The 17,735-nt window shown below is 42.1% G+C and carries 21 protein-coding genes; 16 read left to right on the forward strand and 5 right to left on the reverse strand.

The genetic code is table 11. The features are described 5' to 3' along the window. Positions 1–11 precede the first annotated feature (11 nt). From MHI51_RS11710 to MHI51_RS11725, 4 genes are read left to right on the forward strand one after another with little or no spacing between them, the layout of a single operon-like run. A complete protein-coding gene (locus tag MHI51_RS11710) occupies positions 12–599 on the forward strand; it encodes a histidine phosphatase family protein (RefSeq protein ID WP_312151377.1) in 588 nt (195 codons plus the stop codon). After that, on the forward strand, positions 596–1,021 hold the full coding sequence (locus tag MHI51_RS11715) for a hypothetical protein (protein WP_076130341.1): 426 nt from the start codon (positions 596–598) through the stop codon (positions 1,019–1,021). Before MHI51_RS11710 ends, MHI51_RS11715 begins: the two co-directional genes overlap by 4 nt. 24 nt (positions 1,022–1,045) lie before the next feature. Further along, positions 1,046–1,441 carry a DUF2809 domain-containing protein gene (locus MHI51_RS11720; protein ID WP_339173318.1) on the forward strand — a complete coding sequence of 132 codons (396 nt, stop codon included), beginning with the start codon at positions 1,046–1,048 and terminating at the stop codon, positions 1,439–1,441. 24 nt (positions 1,442–1,465) lie between these two features. Continuing rightward, on the forward strand, positions 1,466–2,257 hold the full coding sequence (locus MHI51_RS11725) for a lipid II flippase Amj family protein (RefSeq protein ID WP_036689792.1): 792 nt from the start codon (positions 1,466–1,468) through the stop codon (positions 2,255–2,257). A 24-nt stretch (positions 2,258–2,281) separates the two neighbouring features. Here the strand turns inward: MHI51_RS11725 and MHI51_RS11730 are convergent, their stop codons facing one another. Beyond that, entirely contained in the window at positions 2,282–3,091 is an 810-nt protein-coding gene (locus tag MHI51_RS11730) for a hypothetical protein (RefSeq protein WP_405173890.1), read from the reverse strand. Between the two features lie 204 nt (positions 3,092–3,295). On the opposite strand from MHI51_RS11730, the gene MHI51_RS11735 reads away from it, so the two are divergent. Then, on the forward strand, positions 3,296–4,153 hold the full coding sequence (locus MHI51_RS11735) for an SDR family oxidoreductase (RefSeq protein ID WP_076218741.1): 858 nt from the start codon (positions 3,296–3,298) through the stop codon (positions 4,151–4,153). A 369-nt stretch (positions 4,154–4,522) separates the two neighbouring features. Beyond that, positions 4,523–4,924, forward strand: a complete 402-nt coding sequence (locus MHI51_RS11740) for a DUF4265 domain-containing protein (protein WP_076130337.1) — start codon at positions 4,523–4,525, stop codon at positions 4,922–4,924. Between the two features lie 84 nt (positions 4,925–5,008). Here the strand turns inward: MHI51_RS11740 and MHI51_RS11745 are convergent, their stop codons facing one another. Continuing rightward, positions 5,009–5,986 (reverse strand): alpha/beta hydrolase, encoded by a 978-nt coding sequence (locus tag MHI51_RS11745; RefSeq protein WP_076218740.1) that lies wholly within the window; start codon positions 5,984–5,986, stop codon positions 5,009–5,011. Between the two features lie 155 nt (positions 5,987–6,141). Here MHI51_RS11745 and lepB point away from each other — a divergent pair, with 155 nt between their 5' ends. From lepB to MHI51_RS11760, 3 genes are all read left to right on the forward strand, one after another. Continuing rightward, positions 6,142–6,639: a signal peptidase I gene (lepB, locus tag MHI51_RS11750; protein ID WP_076130335.1), complete on the forward strand. Its 498-nt coding sequence runs from the start codon at positions 6,142–6,144 to the stop codon at positions 6,637–6,639. Between the two features lie 184 nt (positions 6,640–6,823). Continuing rightward, on the forward strand, positions 6,824–7,861 hold the full coding sequence (locus MHI51_RS11755; protein ID WP_076218739.1) for an HD-GYP domain-containing protein: 1,038 nt from the start codon (positions 6,824–6,826) through the stop codon (positions 7,859–7,861). Positions 7,862–8,124: 263 nt separating this feature from the next. Continuing rightward, on the forward strand, positions 8,125–8,985 hold the full coding sequence (locus MHI51_RS11760) for an alpha/beta fold hydrolase (RefSeq protein WP_076277967.1): 861 nt from the start codon (positions 8,125–8,127) through the stop codon (positions 8,983–8,985). 82 nt (positions 8,986–9,067) lie between these two features. Here the strand turns inward: MHI51_RS11760 and MHI51_RS11765 are convergent, their stop codons facing one another. Beyond that, positions 9,068–9,385, reverse strand: coding sequence for a MazG nucleotide pyrophosphohydrolase domain-containing protein (locus MHI51_RS11765; protein ID WP_076130332.1), 318 nt, complete (start codon positions 9,383–9,385; stop codon positions 9,068–9,070). A 97-nt stretch (positions 9,386–9,482) separates the two neighbouring features. On the opposite strand from MHI51_RS11765, the gene MHI51_RS11770 reads away from it, so the two are divergent. The 5 genes from MHI51_RS11770 to MHI51_RS11790 all read left to right on the forward strand — a co-directional run bounded on the left by MHI51_RS11770 (position 9,483) and on the right by MHI51_RS11790 (position 14,892). Continuing rightward, on the forward strand, positions 9,483–10,061 hold the full coding sequence (locus tag MHI51_RS11770; protein WP_076193859.1) for a TIGR00730 family Rossman fold protein: 579 nt from the start codon (positions 9,483–9,485) through the stop codon (positions 10,059–10,061). Positions 10,062–10,729: 668 nt separating this feature from the next. Beyond that, positions 10,730–11,479: a GTP pyrophosphokinase family protein gene (locus MHI51_RS11775; protein ID WP_076130330.1), complete on the forward strand. Its 750-nt coding sequence runs from the start codon at positions 10,730–10,732 to the stop codon at positions 11,477–11,479. A 157-nt stretch (positions 11,480–11,636) separates the two neighbouring features. Next, positions 11,637–13,262 carry a glycoside hydrolase family 9 protein gene (locus tag MHI51_RS11780; RefSeq protein WP_076218738.1) on the forward strand — a complete coding sequence of 542 codons (1,626 nt, stop codon included), beginning with the start codon at positions 11,637–11,639 and terminating at the stop codon, positions 13,260–13,262. Positions 13,263–13,384: 122 nt separating this feature from the next. Continuing rightward, positions 13,385–14,134: an ATP-binding cassette domain-containing protein gene (locus tag MHI51_RS11785; RefSeq protein WP_342410690.1), complete on the forward strand. Its 750-nt coding sequence runs from the start codon at positions 13,385–13,387 to the stop codon at positions 14,132–14,134. Further along, a complete protein-coding gene (locus tag MHI51_RS11790) occupies positions 14,131–14,892 on the forward strand; it encodes an ABC transporter permease (RefSeq protein WP_076187012.1) in 762 nt (253 codons plus the stop codon). The genes MHI51_RS11785 and MHI51_RS11790 overlap by 4 nt, the downstream gene beginning before the upstream one ends. 2 nt (positions 14,893–14,894) lie before the next feature. On the opposite strand, the gene MHI51_RS11795 is transcribed toward MHI51_RS11790, so the two are convergent. Continuing rightward, on the reverse strand, positions 14,895–15,164 hold the full coding sequence (locus MHI51_RS11795; protein WP_076218737.1) for an excalibur calcium-binding domain-containing protein: 270 nt from the start codon (positions 15,162–15,164) through the stop codon (positions 14,895–14,897). A 201-nt stretch (positions 15,165–15,365) separates the two neighbouring features. Here MHI51_RS11795 and MHI51_RS11800 point away from each other — a divergent pair, with 201 nt between their 5' ends. Continuing rightward, entirely contained in the window at positions 15,366–15,872 is a 507-nt protein-coding gene (locus MHI51_RS11800; RefSeq protein ID WP_076218736.1) for a hypothetical protein, read from the forward strand. Positions 15,873–15,879: 7 nt separating this feature from the next. Further along, positions 15,880–16,284 carry a hypothetical protein gene (locus tag MHI51_RS11805; protein WP_144024631.1) on the forward strand — a complete coding sequence of 135 codons (405 nt, stop codon included), beginning with the start codon at positions 15,880–15,882 and terminating at the stop codon, positions 16,282–16,284. A gap of 523 nt (positions 16,285–16,807) precedes the next feature. Here the strand turns inward: MHI51_RS11805 and MHI51_RS11810 are convergent. Beyond that, on the reverse strand, positions 16,808–17,665 hold the full coding sequence (locus MHI51_RS11810; RefSeq protein ID WP_405173891.1) for an alpha/beta hydrolase: 858 nt from the start codon (positions 17,663–17,665) through the stop codon (positions 16,808–16,810). Positions 17,666–17,735 lie beyond the last annotated feature (70 nt).

Genomic DNA, 17,735 nt, shown 5'->3' on the forward strand with positions numbered 1-17,735 from the left:
AGGAGTGCCTCATGAAGACATACATTTATATGGTTAGACATGCAGTGTCACCTTTTGTATTAGGGAATGAGCGGGAACGGGGATTATCCGAAAAAGGACACGCAGACGCTTATAGAATCAAAGAGCTTTTGACGGAGGAGGAAATTACATATTTTGTATCCAGCCCATATAGACGAGCCGTAGAGACAATTAAATATTTGGCAGAAGCTTCGAACCAAGAGATTGAACTGTATGAAGAACTCAGAGAACGAGCAATCGGAAGTGTCGAGATTGAAATCAGTGAAGATGATTTTCTGCAGGGCATTCGGACATCGTTCAACGACAAGCAATATAAAATGCCGGATGGAGAGAGTACCCAGGAAGCACAAGAGCGTGCAATTCCTGTTATCAAGCAATTAATTCAACAGCATAAAGGCGGAAAAATCGCATTAGGTACGCACGGGAATATCATGACCATTATCCTGAACTACTTCGATAAGAAGTATGGATATGAGTTCTTTGAACAAACGTCCAAGCCGGATATTTATAAGCTGGAATTTGAAGAATTGGAGCTTACCCATGTGGAGCGGCTGTGGGACTCCGAAGTGCTGAACAGATGAAATATTTTATAAAGCTGAATGCACTAAGCGTACTTTATGCCTTTATGTTGTTTGTTGTAATAGAGCTGCCATTGAATATTTATCGAATCAGCAGAATTTCCGGCTTGGAGCTGGGAAAAGTAGATACCTTGCTGTTTATCTTCAAGCTTGTTTTATTTTTATTATCTTCTATAGTATTTATTTGGCTTACAAAAAAATATTTGAGCGGAAAAAAATCCATGTATTTCACTACGATCCTATGGTTTCCCTATTTGATTCTATTCATTAGTTTATTCGCAACCTGGTTCCCAATCACAGAACCTGCAGATAAACCTGCACCGGTAACAGGACTGATCATAATAGGGGCCATGATTATTTATCCGTTTTATATCGCAATGATTAGTATTATCGCAAGCATTAATTTTAAGTCAGAAGCTGGATAGAGGTTGGAAATGAGGATCAATGATTTGAAAGAAAGACTTTTTTATACTTGTATCTGCCTCGTTGTTATTGTATTGGGGTTAAGCTCTAGAGTATGCACGGATCAGCTGCCTTTGTTTGTATCTAGACATTTCGGAGATGCGCTTTGGGGCAGTATGGTTTATTTTATGTTTCGGGTTCTACTGGTAAATCAAAAGCTAAGGCTCGCCTTTGTATGGAGTTTGGTGTTTAGCTTCGGCATAGAATTTAGCCAGCTGTATCAAGCGGAGTGGATCAACAGCATCCGTTCTACAGTATTGGGTGGTCTAATTCTCGGAAAAGGATTCCTGTGGATCGACCTTGTTAGATATTTAGTGGGCATTGCCCTTTGTTATGGATTGGATCAATACTTTCACCAAAAGGTGCACCGAAATAATAAATAGTGTTTATTGGAGAGGAACCTTTAAATGGTAAATAGTTTGATTGTGGTATGCTTGCTTACGATGATTATTCACACGGCAGAAACCTTATCGTATTCGGTACGATACGCCGGAGTGAAGCTGAACAAGATAGCCATTGCGTTATCTCTCACAGGCATTATTGTTCTCGTCTCAAGAACTGCAAATATGATCCAAGCTCCACTGACGGCTAAATTCGTAGATTATGCCAAAATACATTCCGATTTTCCACTTCTTAATTACTTGAGAATTATATTATTGGCTTCTTCATTAGGGACTTTAATTGCCATTGCTGTGTTCCCTACCTTTGTAGGCTTGTTTGGGAGAATCATCTCTAAGCTTGAAATCGAAGGTTCTATCCCAAAACTGCTTACCAGTGTGACGATCGGGCAACTAAAGAACACCAGAAAATACATAAGAAAACCAAAAGTGAATCTATATAACTTCAGATACCTGGGGATTCCTAAACGTTTTATTGTGATGAATGTTTTTGTGACAGCCTTTTACACCGTAGGTGTCATATCATCTTTGTACGCTGCTCATTTAATGCCTCAATATAGCACGACTGCTTCTCAAGCTTCCGGACTGATTAACGGTATGGCGACTATTCTGCTGACCATATTTATCGACCCACAGCTTGGTCTTATTACCCATAAGGCTACTGAAAATGTAGAATACCGTGATCAGCTAGGAAAAATATATGTGGTATTGATGGGTTCACGATTTGTAGGCACTATATTTGCTCAGCTCCTAATTGTGCCTGCAGCCCAATTAATTAGTATGTTAGTGAAGCTGATTTGAGCCGGTGGGGGCGAATCATAATCATTAGGGAAGTTTAGATTCTGCTGCTCGTAGTGCTAGCGAAGTCTTCTGTTCCCAGCTGTAAATATTCTGCTGCATGGAATGAATTCGTTTCATTTGCTCATAGGATGATTTCAATTCTGTGGCGGCTCTAACTGCATCTCCTTGCTTAACAGCTGCTTTATATTGTTTGTCAGCTTCCGCGCGTACTTTCTGCGTGGCAGCGAGATTCTTACTCTCGGCAGTTATTTGTTTCTTTAAAGCAGTGATGGGTGCCAACGCATCTTTGACGGGTTTAAGCTTAGCAGCGGTTTGCTTGCGAGCGGCTGCCAAAGCGGTTGTCTTTGTCTTAATTTCGGCTCGGGCGAGGGTTACAGCAGCCTTTAGTTTATTACGCTTCAGGTCCAGCAATGTGACTGTTTTCAAGTTTTTAGCTTTCTTGGCTGCGGTAGACTGTTTACTGAGTGTGCTGTATTGTTCCAGAAGGGGAGCATGTTTCTTCTGAACTGAGCTGGCTTCTGAAGATAAGCGGCTTAACAGTGCTTGATCTGTTGACTGTATGACGGTACGAATAGATTTCAGAGCGTCATTATTCTGTTTGCGTAACTTCTGAATTTTTGAGTTATCTGTCTTGAGGGTGGCTTGAAGCGCGGTATAATTATCATGAAGACTGTTAATGTCATCCAGCGCGGAATCCCAGCCAGTAGCAGCAGACACAAGTGTGAGGTTACAGGTTAAGAAAGCTGCTACCAGCACTAATTGAGCCACCCATTTTAAATCCCTAATTCTGAAAATGTTCGTTCTACATCTGACGGTGTTTTTTGGCTTAAACATTCCTCTCAGCTCCTTAATGAATTAGTTAATATACGCAAAAAAGCACCTCCAAGATAGGCATTGACGCCTGTCTTGCGAGGTGCTTCTCCCGCACAGAAATATAAAAGATGCTCTTACTATAACTTGAAATTAATGGATAGTCAATGAACAATAGAACATTTGTTTGCTTGTTTTTATAATTGTGAAATACAAAGGGGAGTAAATATGAGTTCACATCTAGAGTATGGGCACGATCGAGTGGCTCTGATTACCGGAACCTCCAGTGGATTTGGACTGCTGACAGCGCTCAAATTAGCTGGACAGGGGTTTAAGGTGATAGCAACCATGCGTGATTTAAGCCGTAAAGGCGAGCTGGTGCAGCAGGCAGAGCAGGCAGGAATTTTAAAGCAGCTTCATTTAATGACCATGGATGTAACTGACAGCGATTCTATAGAGACAGCAATATCTTCAGTACACGAAACATTTGGAAGAATTGATGTTCTAGTCAATAATGCAGGTTTTGCCATTGGCGGTTTTATAGAAGAAATATCTATGCCGGAATGGCGGCGGCAAATGGAGACGAACTTTTTTGGATTAGTGGCTGTGACAACAGCTGTGCTGCCCATTATGCGAGAACAGCAGAGCGGCACGATTATTAATGTGGGAAGTGTAAGTGGATTATCCGGATTTCCAGGTTATGCGCCTTATGCAGCTTCTAAATTTGCTGTTGAAGGCTTCAGCGAAAGCCTGCGTCATGAAATGTCCCCTTATGGAATAAGGGTGGTATTAATTGAACCGGGCTCCTTCCGTACACCGATATGGGGAAAAGGCATGGAGCAAATTCGACGTAAGGAGGATTCTCCGTATAAAGCGCGTCTTGACGCTGTGCTACGATATTCCAAACATACTGCTGAGACAGCGCCTGACCCTAGTCAAGTGGCTAATCTTATCGGTCGTATTACCGAAATGAAAGCACCACGGCTACGTTATCCTATCGGCAAAGGTACGCGAATCTTAATTTTAGGCAAAACGCTGCTTCCATGGAAGTGGCTGGAGAGAATTATTGCGAAAGAATTGAGGTGATAGGATGGAGTCATCCATAAATTTAACAATCATTAAACTAATAGGTTATGTGTCCAGTTTGATGACCGTTTTTTTATGGTTAATTTTTATATTCATCAATCCTTATGCTGAGATTACGAATCGCTCCACTCTTGTGATTAGTATAATCATGTTGTTATTACCGGCGGGGTTATTAGCAATAGGTGTCTTTTTAAACAGAAGTCGGCTAATGCTGCTTGCATTTATCTGGAGTTTTCCCTACAGTTTATATATGTTATTAACACCCGGAATCTTTAGGTTGTTCGGGATTACGAGCCTAATGTATTTACTTTGTTTTGTGTTATTTAGAATGAACAAGATTAGATATTGAACAAGGATAGAGGTGTGCCGATGCTAGAATCGTCCGGAATCCATATCTGCTTCAACGCAGATGGCCGTGAAATAGAAATCCTCGATGTTACTCCATTTGGCAAAGATAAATTTCGAATTGAAGAGACACCGATTTTTAATCCGGCTGTTACAATGGGAGATATTATACAGGTGAAGGAAGAAAATGGAGTCTATTATTACCAAGAGACTGTTCAGAAATCTCCTTTCAAAAGATACGCTTGGCTGCTTAGTAAAGAAGCTGTTGATTCAACGGCCATTGCAGCTTTTAAACATAGAATTATAGAGAATGAAGGCAAATGTGAGTTGATCTTTGGCGGTTTGTTCGTCATTCATATTCCTAAGAATACTTCAATTGATGTTGATGGGGAAATGAATCGAATTATTGAGCGGTTCGAGATTTAAATACTAAGAAAAAAATGCTGCGTCATGAAATGCAAGGAAACTTGCACATGATGACCGCAGCATGGAGAATAGAAGAAACGCTTTTTATTTTATTTCTTCCATAAACGTCTTGAAATTTTCAGCGATTTCTTTTGATTTGGTATGGTGCAGATAATGTCCTGCATCAAGTTTTACCAATTTTCCTTGTACGGAATTTTTGACTTGCTCTTCATGCAATGATATCCAATCTTTTAAGAGAGTATCATCCCCTTGAACAAAGAGCAAAAGGGGGAGATCCTTTGGAAAAGTTGAATTTAGAGCCCCTTTATAATTAGAAGACATATTTTCCACTTCATTTAAGTTAGTGTAATTATAAGTGTTTCTAAGCGTAAGCAATCTCAATTGTTCTTTAGTTTCATCATCAAACGGCAATTCAGCATAGGGATTTCCACTTGATTTAAATAACAATCTGCCCAAGCCTGATTTTCTAAGTAGTTTTAATTTTCCTGTTGGTACTTTAACACCTATTCTGTCTTCCGTTGCAATACTGTTATCAATCCCGACAAATGCACTCACTTCGTTTGGATATTTGTTCACATAATTCAAACTGTACATACCGGAAATAGAGTGTGCCATTAGAATATAACGGTCAATATTAAGCTGCTTTACAGCTTCATGAATTTCACTTACAATATTTTCCGTAGTTCGTTCTTTTTCAGTTCTATCACTTAATCCATAACCGAAAGGCTCAACCACGACAACTTTGTAAAATGGAGATAGTTCATCTATTAACAGCTTAAAATCAAGTCCCGGTGCCACCGTTCCATAACCAGGTAAGAGCACGATTGTCTCTTCACCCTTTCCTTGAATCAAAACATTCATATTTTTACCATCGACGCTTACAGACTGACCATAGGGTTTTATTTTAGCTTGGTCCGATTTATTGAGGAAAATATTAGCGACAAAAACAGTCACTAGAAAAAGTACTATTGCAGTAGCTAAAGCCCCTAAGGAAATAAGTATAATTTTCAGCGGTTTATTCATCCTTTTTTTTATAACCTCTTCTTCTGGTTTCAATCGCATCTTCTCCTGTTCTAATCGCTTTATTCTAGCTACCTTCATGAGTTGCTAAAGAAAGCTTACCCGATGAAGATGAACTATACATGACGACAATATGAACTGAATATGAACCAGCTAAAAAAGTTTGACTCTATAATATGAATGTGAGGTGAGCAATAATGTTGAAATTTATGAAGCAATGGTTGCCGAGTATTGTGATCGCAGTGGTTATTTCTTTGTTTGTTAGAACCTATGTTGCTGAAGCCATGAGAGTTCCAACGGGCTCTATGATCCCAACGATTCAAATCAATGATCGCTTAATTGTTGAGAAAATGTTATGGATGACCACACTGGAGCATGGAGATATTGTTGTATTTACGCCACCTGTAGCTGGTGATGAGAATAAAAGATATGTAAAAAGGCTAATGGGGCTGCCTGGAGATACCTTGGAAATTAAAGATGGCGCACTTTACCGAAACGGAGCGAAGGTTAACGAACCTTACCTCAATGAACAGATGGATTACACTTTTGGACCGGTTACGGTACCCGCCGATCATTATTTTTTTCTCGGAGATAACCGGAATATAAGCTATGATGCTCATCTGTGGGATACTCCATTTGTGTCGAAGGATAAGCTGATTGGGAAAGTAATCGCTGAATTTAGCAATCCCTTCTAGGTAGTGTGTAAGACGGATAAATGTAAGGCTTAATCTCTAAAAAAAGATTTAGGGGTGCTGAAGTCGCGGGGGTCTTTTGAACTAACCGAGTGCTTTAATGAGTCTTTAACCATATTGTTACTTTGGAAGAATTTAGCTATCCTTAAGGTAAAATATACCTACATATAGTAAGGGGTGCTGAATTTTGAAAGCTCATGTCACAGATCTCAAACATGGCGATTGTCTAATCACAGATACATTCAATAGTGTTGGCCTACACGTGCTTCCGAAGGGGACAGTGGTCTACGGAGAAGAAATCACCATCCTGATGAGGCATCAGATTGATTATGTCGATATTGAACCACGCATGATGATGCTGGATAATGAAGAAATGAATGTGGCACAAGGGATAGATGGTAATTTTGATCAAGCCATCCAAAACTATGAATCTATATTTCTGGAAGCACTCAGCAAGGGTAGCTTTACGCAGTCGGATGTTGATAATACGCTGCAGCCATTGCTGGAGAAATTGGATGAACAAAAGGATGTCGTTTCTTTATTATTGCTGCTGGAACGTGATGATATCAGTACATACAATCATTCATTGCAGGTCGGACTGTTATCGTTTTACATAGCGACTTGGTTAGGTCATACAAAAGCCGAAAGATTTGAGATTAGTAGAGCCGGTTATTTGCACGATATCGGAAAAAGCCAGATTGCTCCACATATCTTAAATAAGACGGATAACTTAACTCCCGAAGAATCAGAAGAACTAAAACGTCATACTACGTATGGATACGACATTATCCTTAAATCGATGAATGACGAAAAGACCGCACTAGTGGCGCTTCAGCATCATGAATTCGAGGATGGTACAGGTTATCCTAACAATCTCCGTAAACAGGACTTGCATCCGTATACGCAGATTGTTGCTGTTGCAAATACTTATGTAGGCATGACCTTAGGAAGAGCGAATCAACCAAAACAAGGCCTGATTAACGTTCTGCGCAAGGTACATGAGCTTGGATTTGGCAAGCTGAATGGAAATGCGGTACAAGCTCTGATCGGACATTTATTGCCGAATTTTGTGGGTAAGAGCGTTCAGCTTAGCAATGGTGAGCAAGGTACGATTATTATGAATAATCCGTTGGATATTTTCAAACCTCTGGTAAAAATAAATGAGACTACGTTCAGAGACTTATCTAAAGAGCGTAATTTGACTGTTGAAGAAGTATTTATTTAACGAATATTTTTGTGGCGATAAATAGGAGGCTATCTCCCTGATCCGTAAAATCAGGGGATAGCTTTTTTGTGTTATAATCGAAATTGGGTTAAAAACCCTTCAATATGGAATAGGAGAGTGCTTATCGTGATTATCAAATTCATTCGTTTACGTTAATTTGAGGTGCAATTCAATGATGACATCATCCATTTTTTTGAAAATGTATTGAGTCTTATTTAACTGTGCATTCATTGATAAAATTCGAATGAAATGAGGAATGAACAATGAGCGAAAAAATAGTAAAAGTAAACGGAATTGATATATGTTCGGATAGTTTTGGAAATCCTAGCAATCCTGCGATATTGCTGATTATGGGTGCCACCTGTTCTATGGTTTATTGGGATGAAGAGTTCTGTCAGCGATTAGCAGATACCGGACGTTACGTTATTCGTTATGATAACCGGGATGTTGGACGTTCCGTTGTTTATGAGCCTGGGAGTTCCAATTATACCGTGATGGACATGGCAAATGATGCTGCTGGGTTACTAGACGCCTATAATATAGAACAGGCAAATATCGTTGGAATGTCCTTAGGCGGAATGATTGCGCAAGTCCTTGCTGCACGTCATCCGCAAAAAGTTCTAACCTTAACCTTGATCGCATCAAGTTTTTTCGAATCTGACGATAATGATCGGAACTTGCCTCCTATGGATGAGCGGATCCTCGCATTCCATGCAGATGGAGCAACACTGGATTGGTCTAATGAGGAAGAGGTAGCCAATTATTTGGTTTCAGGTTCCGGCATACTCTGTGGTTCAAAACATAAATTCGATGAGAAAAGAGCGTATAAACAAGTAAGGCTGGAAATAAAACGTGCCAACAACTTGCTTAGCATGTTTAATCATTCTCTTCTTACAGGGGATGACGGCTACGAGGGCAAGGCAAAAAATATCATGGTTCCTACCTTGGTTATCCACGGCACAGAAGACACGGTGCTTCCTATAGAGCATGGCTTGGCGCTTGCGGCGGAAATTCCTAATGCGTCGCTTCTAACCCTGGAAGGAACGGGCCACGAAGTCCACCCGGATGATTGGGAAACAATAATCAAAGCCATTTCGAATCATACTTTAGGCGGTAAAGCTTAACAGGGCTTAAAGAGTAAAATAAACAAGGGCTACAATTCGGTCTTGCCGATTGTAGTCCTATTATTTTAGGATTACTTCGTCCCTAGGAATTAAATCGCTTTACTAATTTTTCTTTATGTGCAGTAAAAGCCTCTTCTAAAGTGATGCCATATAAGTCAGCTAACAATGCGATATTTCCGAGAACATCCCCGATTTCCTCAATCAAGTCGTTTTTCAGTTGCTCTGGAGTACGAGTCGATTCATCCGGTCGATCTCTGCCGATTTCATAGGAGCGTACAGCTCGTGCGACTTCACCTGTCTCTTCCATTAAGAATCCGACTCTTATAAAAGGACCATAAGTAGTCCAGCCTCGTTCTCCATAAAAATGATTAATCCATTTCTGCACATCGTTAATTTCCATATTATGTAGCACTCCTTAATCTTTCACATGATTTATACTCCAACATATAGTATATTAGATAGCGGACATTATCAATATATAGTTTGGAGATGAGATTTTGAAATCAATATGTGTTTTCGCAGGATCGAATTTAGGGGTGCATGAGGATTATAAAGCTAAAGCTGTTGAACTTGGTAACTACATGGCTATGCATAATTATCGTTTAATTTACGGTGGTTCAAAAATCGGATTAATGGGTGAGGTCGCTAATGCTGTTTTGAATGGTGGAGGCGAGGTAATCGGGGTAATGCCTAGAGGATTATTTAATGGGGAAATGGTACATAGAGAGTTAACGCAGTTGATAGAGGTAGAGGATATGCATGGCCGTAAAGCAAAAATGGGAGAGCTGGCAGATGGCTTTATTGCTTTACCTGGAGGGTTTGGAACGTATGAGGAGCTCTTTGAGGTTTTGTGCTGGTCACAAATTGGCATACACAAGAAGCCGGTAGGGGTTCTAAATATCAGGAATTATTTTGATCCTCTGATGAATCTGATACATAACAGTATCCAAGAAGGCTTCTCTAATTCTTCGCATCTAAGTCTGCTAAACGTATCCAACGAGCCGTTGGAACTCTTGACTCTTTTGAAGGAGTATGTTCCGCAAACGCTTGAGCAAAAGTGGAAACAGCTCAACTGAATAATGAAACTTTCAGTTTAATGATCGGGTACTCGGTCGGGTACACTGTGTTCCTGGACGTAAACCAACCGAAATCAGGCATTAGTTTCTGCATGACCTTTACCGCTCGGACTCAGCTGACCTTATTTCTCCATTTCGAACGTTTTAGGCGAGCTATCGGACTATATTGCAGCTATTTACTCATAACCACACCGATTCTGCACTGTTACATGGTGATAAGAGCTATACGGTCCGATACTTCTGTGAAAATGACCAAAAAGCGCAAATAGCTGCAATACGGTCCGTAACATATTGAGGGGCTTTAGCTAGTTTGGTTATTTGGGTTACTTTAGTTGCTTGGGCATCATGGGTTTGGTTCTTAGGTTTATCTCCGTTTGAGCAGGGTTTCGGACTCCAGTGACGTTATTTCTTATGAAGAGGTTCATATTTTGTGTTTTTTTGCCAATAGCGATTATGGAGTCCGATAGCATCCCGATTATGGGATTATACTGTGTATAAGGTCAACTGGGTCCTATAGCGACTTCGCAAGTGGATTCGCGGCGCAAAAGGTACGTAATCAAACGGAGTGTGAGGTTTGGATTATGGCTACATTACCGCTGAATTTGAAATTCACTAGTGGATTGGCTATGATAAATATAGAGAAACGCTACAAGAGGAGAAATGAGATAATGACCCCCGAGAATCAAATCGAACAATTTAAGAAGCTTAAGCACGATATCACTCGTTTCATGTTAATTTATAAATTTGCATTGGATGAGATGGAAACGAAGATTGAGATCCTAAAACAGGAGTTTCAGTCTCTGCATGATTACAGCCCCATTGAACATACCAAATCGCGTATTAAGTCTCCAGAAAGTATCATGAACAAGATGCTGCGCAAAAATGGTGAATTATCGCTGGATTCAGTGAAAAATTGTATTAAAGACATCGCTGGTCTGCGGATCACCTGTTCTTTTATCTCTGATATCTATCATGTTAGTGAGATGCTTCAGAAGCAGGATGATCTAACGGTCCTTGAGGTAAAGGATTATATTAAGAACCCTAAACCTAACGGATATCAGAGTCTTCACTTGCTGATTCAAGTCCCTGTTTTTATGTCCGATCGCCAGGAGCTTGTCTGTGTAGAAGTTCAAATTCGTACCATTGCTATGGATTTCTGGGCAAGCCTCGAACATAAAATCTTTTATAAATATAATAAATCAGTACCTGAGAGTATGACTCGTGAACTTAAAAATGCGGCGGATGCCGCTCATGCCCTTGATCTGCAAATGGAGCGTCTGCACCGGGATATAAAGGAAATTAAAGACGATGATGAAGATGATCTTAGCTCCTTTGAGGAAGAGCTTCGCCGTATAGTGGTTCATAATAAGCAGTTCACACTTCCAGCTAACTTTATTAAATTGCTTGACGACAAATAAGCTGTTTTGTCCGCCTAGAGTTATCCGTTTCCTTTCGGGTGACTCTAGGTTTTTTTCTTGTATACATCATTGCCATAGATAACTAGAATAGAGTATTCTCAACTAGAAGAGAATGGTTACTTCAGCTTCATCATTTTTACATAAAAGGAGAATGAAGATGAGCGAGCGTACACTTCGCACCATTACTGTGAATCAAATCGGATATCCGCTGGATGGACAAAAGATCGCAGTATTTACAGGTACTGAGCATGATTTTCAGGTAGTTGATGTTGATAGTGGGACTATTGTGTTCAAAGGTAGTTCAGATGCAGGAAGATTTGATAAAGCCAGTGGAGTAACTTTGCACACAGGTGATTTCTCGGAGGTCAATACTGAGGGAAGATATCGGATTGAGCAGGGCGAGGGTCTAGCTTCGGCATCCTTTTCAATCTCAGATCAGCCTTATCATGAGCTTCAACAGGGCTTGCTGAAAGCTTTTTATTATTATCGCTGTGGTGTTGAGTTGACTGAAGAATATGCTGGAGATTGGAAGCACAAGGCGTGCCATACCGCAAAAGGGATTGTATATGGGCAACCGGATCTTCAACTAGACTGTTCGGGTGGCTGGCATGATGCAGGTGATTATGGAAAATATAGCGGTCCCGGAGCGAAAGCTATCGCGGATATGCTGCTTGCCTATGAATTATATCCCTCGGCTTTTGTAAGCGCTATCCCATTGCCTGAAAGTGATGGATCTACGCCAGATGTGCTGCTGGAATGCAGGGTGGAGCTCGATTGGTTGTTTAAAATGCAAGACTCCGCAACAGGTGGTGTATACCATAAATTGACTACGTTAAGCTTTCCTGGTCTGGATGTTATGCCTGAGGACGATACAGCAGATCTGTACTTCTCACCAATATCTGCTACTGCAACTGGGGATTTTGCTGGTGTTATGGCTATGGCTGCAAGAGTGTACAAGCCTTTTGATGCTGCTTATGCGCGGAAATGTCTGGATGCTGCGGGGGCAGCATGGGAATGGCTTGTACAGCATCCAGATGTACCCGGTTTTACGAATCCGCCTGAGATTAGCACTGGAGAATACGGGGATGGAGTCGATAAGGACGAGCGGTATTGGGCAGCGGCGGAGCTGTATCGTACGACAGGGAAAGAGGAATATCATCAAGCTGTTCTGCAGCTAGTGCAGCTGGCTTTTCCAAAATACAGTTTAGGCTGGGGTGATATGGGGGGCTATGGCACTATTGCTTATCTGTTAAATGGTGAGGAGCAGGCAGACCGTGCTTTATATGCCTCGTTAAAAGAAGGGCTTGTTGCTGAGGCACAACGATTAGCGGAACAGAGTCGTGAGGAGGGCTATAGGATCTCCTTAAAAGAGGAGGACTATATCTGGGGCAGCAATATGCTAGTAATGAACAATGCAATGCTGCTGCTTGCGGCTGAATATTTTAGTGGAGACTCCGGTTTTGCGGACTGTGCCTTAGATCATCTACATTATCTGATGGGGCGTAACGTTCTGGATATCAGCTATGTTACCGGGTTTGGGGATCATGCCGTGATGAATCCGCATCATCGCCCTTCTGTAGGTGACCATGTGGCTGATCCGGTGCCGGGATTGGTGTCAGGGGGGCCAGATCGTGGGCTGCATGATGAATATGTAGTTGAGCATTTACAAGGAAAACCAGCTGCGCAGTGCTTTGTCGATCATGAGCTTAGCTATTCTACGAATGAAGTGACGATCTATTGGAATTCACCTGCGGTGTTTGTTGTGGCCCGGTTTAATCAATAAAAAGCAATAGTTCGAATAGGGAAAGACGTCCTGAAACTGGATGTCTTTCTCTTTTTTATAGCTGAAATGCTATAATACTAGACGGTATGCTATTTTAGCGGATGGTATTAGGAGGTAGGGGATTGAGTAGTATTTTTGAGATTCAGAGACTTGCAAAACTTAACTGGAAAAGTAACGACCAAACTTCGAAATATCTTTTCTCGGAGATCTCCGCAGACATAGCTGAATCGGACCGCATCGCATTGATTGGTGCCTCTGGCCAAGGGAAAAGTACACTCCTTAGAATCTTAGCTCTCTTGGATGCTCCGAATGAGGGAGATATGTTGGTAAAGGGGACTTCATATAAAAGTATGGATGCGAGATTATGGAGGATGAAAATAGGGTTTGTAGCACAACAAGCGGTCATGCTGTCTGGCAGTGTGGAGGATAATTTAAGAACTGTCAGCAGACTGCATGACAAACCTTATGATCTTAAACTAGCGCAGCGACTAATTGGGCAATTGGGGCTGGAGCATTTGGATTTAAGCAAAAAAGCGGCAGATTGTTCGGGTGGTGAAAAGCAGCGGATTTCTTTAATTCGATCCTTGCTGCTCCGACCTACGGTATTATTGCTCGATGAAATCACCGCTTCGCTCGATGTCAACAGCACTCAAATGGTTGAAAAGCTACTAGAGGATTGGCATAAGGAAGAAGGCACTTCGATGATTTGGGTCACTCATGATCTTAAGCAGGCGAGCAGAATAAGCACAACTACATGGTTTATGGGAAAAGGCAGGTTGGAACAGCATGTGAGCGAGTCTTTTTTTGCTGAATCTGCGGAAGAATTGGCTAAAAGGTTCGTTCGGCCTTCGGAAGGAGCGTCGTTGTTATGAGTTATACAGCACTAAGTTTCACGCTTCTGTTTGTATTAGGGACAATGTTGGTCTCCGTGTGGCAAAAGCTCGGACTGGAAAAAGATATCATTGTAGGCACAGTGCGGTCGGCCATTCAATTGCTTGCGGTGGGGTATGTGCTGCAATTTATTTTTAAATCGGATCAGGTCATTTATGTAATTGTGATAATACTCTTTATGATCAGTGTAGCCGCATGGAATGCAGCCAAAAGAGGCAAAGGCTTGCGCGGATTAGTCTGGAGAATTGGACTGGCGATTGCTACTATGGAACTGCTCATGATGGGCATTCTGCTCAGCTTACATATCATTGAGGCTACGCCACAATATATCATTCCGATTAGCGGCATGACCATTGGCAGTGCTATGGTGGTTTCAGGGTTGTTCATTAACCATATCAAGCATGAAATTCAGCAGAGCAAAGGGGAGATTGAAACGTTGTTGTCTCTTGGAGCAACGGTCCCACAGGCGGTCCAGGAAGTTAGAAAAAGATCTGTAAAATTCAGCATGATTCCTACCATCGACGGTATGAAGACGGTTGGGCTTGTTCAACTTCCTGGAATGATGACCGGAATGATCATCGCGGGCGCTGATCCTGTAGTAGCTGTTCGTTATCAGATATTAATTGTGTTCTCGTTCACTGCCTCTGCTGCCATAACGAGTATGCTGCTCAGTGTACTGAGCTACCGACTCTTTTTCACGCCGGATCTAAGGCTCAAGCAAATAGTGGAGCAAGGCTAAGCCTATTTCTCACAAGCGATTCCGTCTTTGTCACGGTCGCTTTTTTTATTGGCATTATAGAGTTCTTTCGATACGTAGGGTTTGTATTTCGTTTTGCCGCCTTTGTTCTTGGTTGAGCTGGAAATGGCAACTCCACCTTTGTAATCTTTGTTTAGCTCCGTGCAGTTTTTGTAGGTTTTGACCTTGGATTCAGCGCTTGCTGTATTCAGGGTAGCGACGGATAGAGTGAGTAGCAGACCTGCTACTAGACAAATGTTTAAGATTTTTTTCATGGGAACACTCCTATAAAAATCTAATGGAATTAATGATTGTGTAGTATCGTTGTATTTTATATTACCAGTTTAATTCATTGAGGTATACATTATTGGTGGATTTGGAAACTGTGTACATATTTATGAGTGAAGTGGGGGAATAATTAGGTTCAATTCACATGTAGTGAACAGGCTACGAATGAGGTGATTCTAATTAGCAAAATGAAAATGGCGACTGCCCTAATTGCGGGATTGTTGCTTCTGCCGGGAATGGCTATGGGTGCATCAGCCCCCGTTACTATGACTCACGTTAATGGAGAACTGCTATCGGCTATGCCCAAGCCAGCTCCGGAGTCTAGGCGCATTATATTACCTTCTGCAATTCAAGCGTCAGAGCTATACGGGTTCGGATTACAGCATCGGAATGCCTCGATTCAGTATTCGATCTTCTCTAAAGATTTCAAAAAGATTATGTATCCGCGGTTTGTTGAACTAAACTGGGTGACGGGTGTCTCAAGTCCTTGGATCACGAACTACGAGGTCACTAAAGAAACGATAATTAACAAGAATTCAGAGGTCATAGAAATGCGTCTGGATACTGCGACTTCAAGTGGAGCAGCACCTTCTATACTTTTGACAATTTCACTTGTGCAAGAGAAGAATAGCTGGGTGATTACCGGAGTGACATCGGACCCCGAGCTGCCGCGTGGCGGATTGCCTAGGAAGTAGGTTGGTTATGGATAGGAAAAAGAGCAAACGTAGTAGGGGGTTCCCATACGCTTGCTCTTTTTTTAATTCGAAAGCACAATCGTTTAGTCCACGTGGTCTGTTTCTCCAAATGATCAGTGACAATGTTCAACCCAGTGTGGCAATGCCAACTCAGCGTCATAAATCATCAGCTTACGTTGGTGATTACTTAAGAGCACAGATCGTTACGGACCGTATTGCAGCTATTTTTGCTGCACTGCACGATCGTTACGGACCGTATTGCAGCTATTTTTGCTGCACTACACAATCGTTACGGACCGTATTGCAGCTATTTTTGCTGCACTACACGATCGTTACGGACCGTATTGCAGCTATTTTGGCATTATGGTCGTTCTGGCGAGAGTTTCGGACTGTATGGCTCTTATTCCCCTAAAATCACGCATTATAGGAGTACATTTGGGCGAATAGCTGCATCTGAGTCCGATAGCATGGCTAAATCGCTGAAATTATGAAAATAAGAGCTCCTCGGTCCGATCATCGCCAAACTCTAGTGTATTTAAAGTCGCAATGTTCAGCTCAGAGTGACAATGCCAGCTCAAAGTCGCAATGTTCAGCTCAGCATGGCAAGGCCAACTCAGAGTCATATAACCCAGACCAGCGTCACCAGCCTAGCTTGCTCACAAAGCGCAGCTCGAGCCGCCAGCTCAGCTCACATCGCATAGCCCAACTCACATCGCATAGCCCGGCCCAGCGTCATCAGCCCAACTCACGTCGCATAGCTCAGCTCACATCTCATAGCTCAGCTCACATCGCATAGCCCAACTCACATCACATAGCTCAGCTCACGTCACATAGCCCAACTCGCATCGCATAGCCCAACTCACATTACACAGCTCAGCACCAAAAACCCCAGCTCAAGCCACAACAGCTACCTAGATTATCCAGCTGTTAAGCGACTAATCTCTTCCCGCCTTCACCATTAATTCCGCCAGCATTTTGGGTTCGGTTCGAACGGTGGTCTTGTGATCTCCTTTGCCCTCGATGAAGCGGAAGATGCCTAAATGACTGGATTGTGTAGGGTGGAATCCGTATGGACCTTGCGGTATAGCGGTGTCCTCCGTTAGATAAAGGTAACTTTTAGGGATCTGGAGACTGTAAAATTTCTTGAGATCAAGCTTTTCGAAAAGTGGACTTGCTGGCTCAGGAGGAGCTTGTTTGTAAAAAGCTTGCGCTTCCGCAAGACTGGCGGTGTTGACGAATGTATCCCGGAAAAGAGGGAAAGGGAGCGTTATGGTGTTATTGCCGGAAGTATCTCTCAGCTGTTCAAAGTACTTCAGCGAATCAGCTGGAAATTGGTCCGCCACACTTTGCCCATCCAGCGGTACGAAGGCGTCGAAGAATACCAGACGTTTGATTCGATCCGGTACTTCCTGAGAGACAGTTTGGATCACCGAACCACCAAAGCTATGTCCGAGCAGAATGATATCCTTTAAGTCTTTTTGCTTGATATAGTCGACAACAGACTGTGTGATTTGCGCATGCGTTACATTATTGTTTTTGTCCCCGCCATGTCCGGCATATTCCGGAGTATAGACGGTGTGTCCTAAGCTGCGAAGTGCGGCGGCCGTTTGATCCCAAAAACCAGCAGTAGCCCAAGACCCATGAACTAGAACGAATGTAAGAGGCGCTTGTTTCGCTGCTGTTTTGTTATTGGCGGCCTCAACTGTGGAGCTAAGATTCATAGGCTGGAAACCCATAATTGTAAAGACAGTGATACATAACGCTAACACTATTTTTGTGCGAATCGATTTCATACTGTGCCTCCTATGTGGGGTGAGAGTGTAATACTTAGAGGATGCCCCGTTTAGAAAAGAAAGATGAATT

Origin of the sequence: Paenibacillus sp. FSL H8-0260, assembly GCF_045040625.1 — a bacterium.
In the GTDB taxonomy this organism is placed as follows: Bacteria; Bacillota; Bacilli; order Paenibacillales; family Paenibacillaceae; genus Paenibacillus_AQ; species Paenibacillus_AQ odorifer.

Bases quoted from the DNA above. Each gene is read 5' to 3' on its own strand.
- MHI51_RS11765 (WP_076130332.1), bottom strand. From the start codon at position 9,385: ATGGAAATTAACGATGTGCAGAAATGGATTAATCATTTTTATGGAGAA.
- MHI51_RS11760 (WP_076277967.1), top strand. From the start codon at position 8,125: ATGAGCGAAAAAATAGTAAAAGTAAACGGAATTGATATATGTTCGGAT.
- MHI51_RS11780 (WP_076218738.1), top strand. From the start codon at position 11,637: ATGAGCGAGCGTACACTTCGCACCATTACTGTGAATCAAATCGGATAT.
- MHI51_RS11735 (WP_076218741.1), top strand. From the start codon at position 3,296: ATGAGTTCACATCTAGAGTATGGGCACGATCGAGTGGCTCTGATTACC.
- MHI51_RS11810 (WP_405173891.1), bottom strand. From the start codon at position 17,665: ATGAAATCGATTCGCACAAAAATAGTGTTAGCGTTATGTATCACTGTC.
- MHI51_RS11725 (WP_036689792.1), top strand. From the start codon at position 1,466: ATGGTAAATAGTTTGATTGTGGTATGCTTGCTTACGATGATTATTCAC.
- MHI51_RS11775 (WP_076130330.1), top strand. From the start codon at position 10,730: ATGACCCCCGAGAATCAAATCGAACAATTTAAGAAGCTTAAGCACGAT.
- MHI51_RS11790 (WP_076187012.1), top strand. From the start codon at position 14,131: ATGAGTTATACAGCACTAAGTTTCACGCTTCTGTTTGTATTAGGGACA.
- lepB (WP_076130335.1), top strand. From the start codon at position 6,142: ATGTTGAAATTTATGAAGCAATGGTTGCCGAGTATTGTGATCGCAGTG.
- MHI51_RS11805 (WP_144024631.1), top strand. From the start codon at position 15,880: ATGGATAGGAAAAAGAGCAAACGTAGTAGGGGGTTCCCATACGCTTGC.
- MHI51_RS11795 (WP_076218737.1), bottom strand. From the start codon at position 15,164: ATGAAAAAAATCTTAAACATTTGTCTAGTAGCAGGTCTGCTACTCACT.
- MHI51_RS11710 (WP_312151377.1), top strand. From the start codon at position 12: ATGAAGACATACATTTATATGGTTAGACATGCAGTGTCACCTTTTGTA.
- MHI51_RS11740 (WP_076130337.1), top strand. From the start codon at position 4,523: ATGCTAGAATCGTCCGGAATCCATATCTGCTTCAACGCAGATGGCCGT.
- MHI51_RS11800 (WP_076218736.1), top strand. From the start codon at position 15,366: ATGAAAATGGCGACTGCCCTAATTGCGGGATTGTTGCTTCTGCCGGGA.
- MHI51_RS11730 (WP_405173890.1), bottom strand. From the start codon at position 3,091: ATGTTTAAGCCAAAAAACACCGTCAGATGTAGAACGAACATTTTCAGA.
- MHI51_RS11745 (WP_076218740.1), bottom strand. From the start codon at position 5,986: ATGCGATTGAAACCAGAAGAAGAGGTTATAAAAAAAAGGATGAATAAA.
- MHI51_RS11715 (WP_076130341.1), top strand. From the start codon at position 596: ATGAAATATTTTATAAAGCTGAATGCACTAAGCGTACTTTATGCCTTT.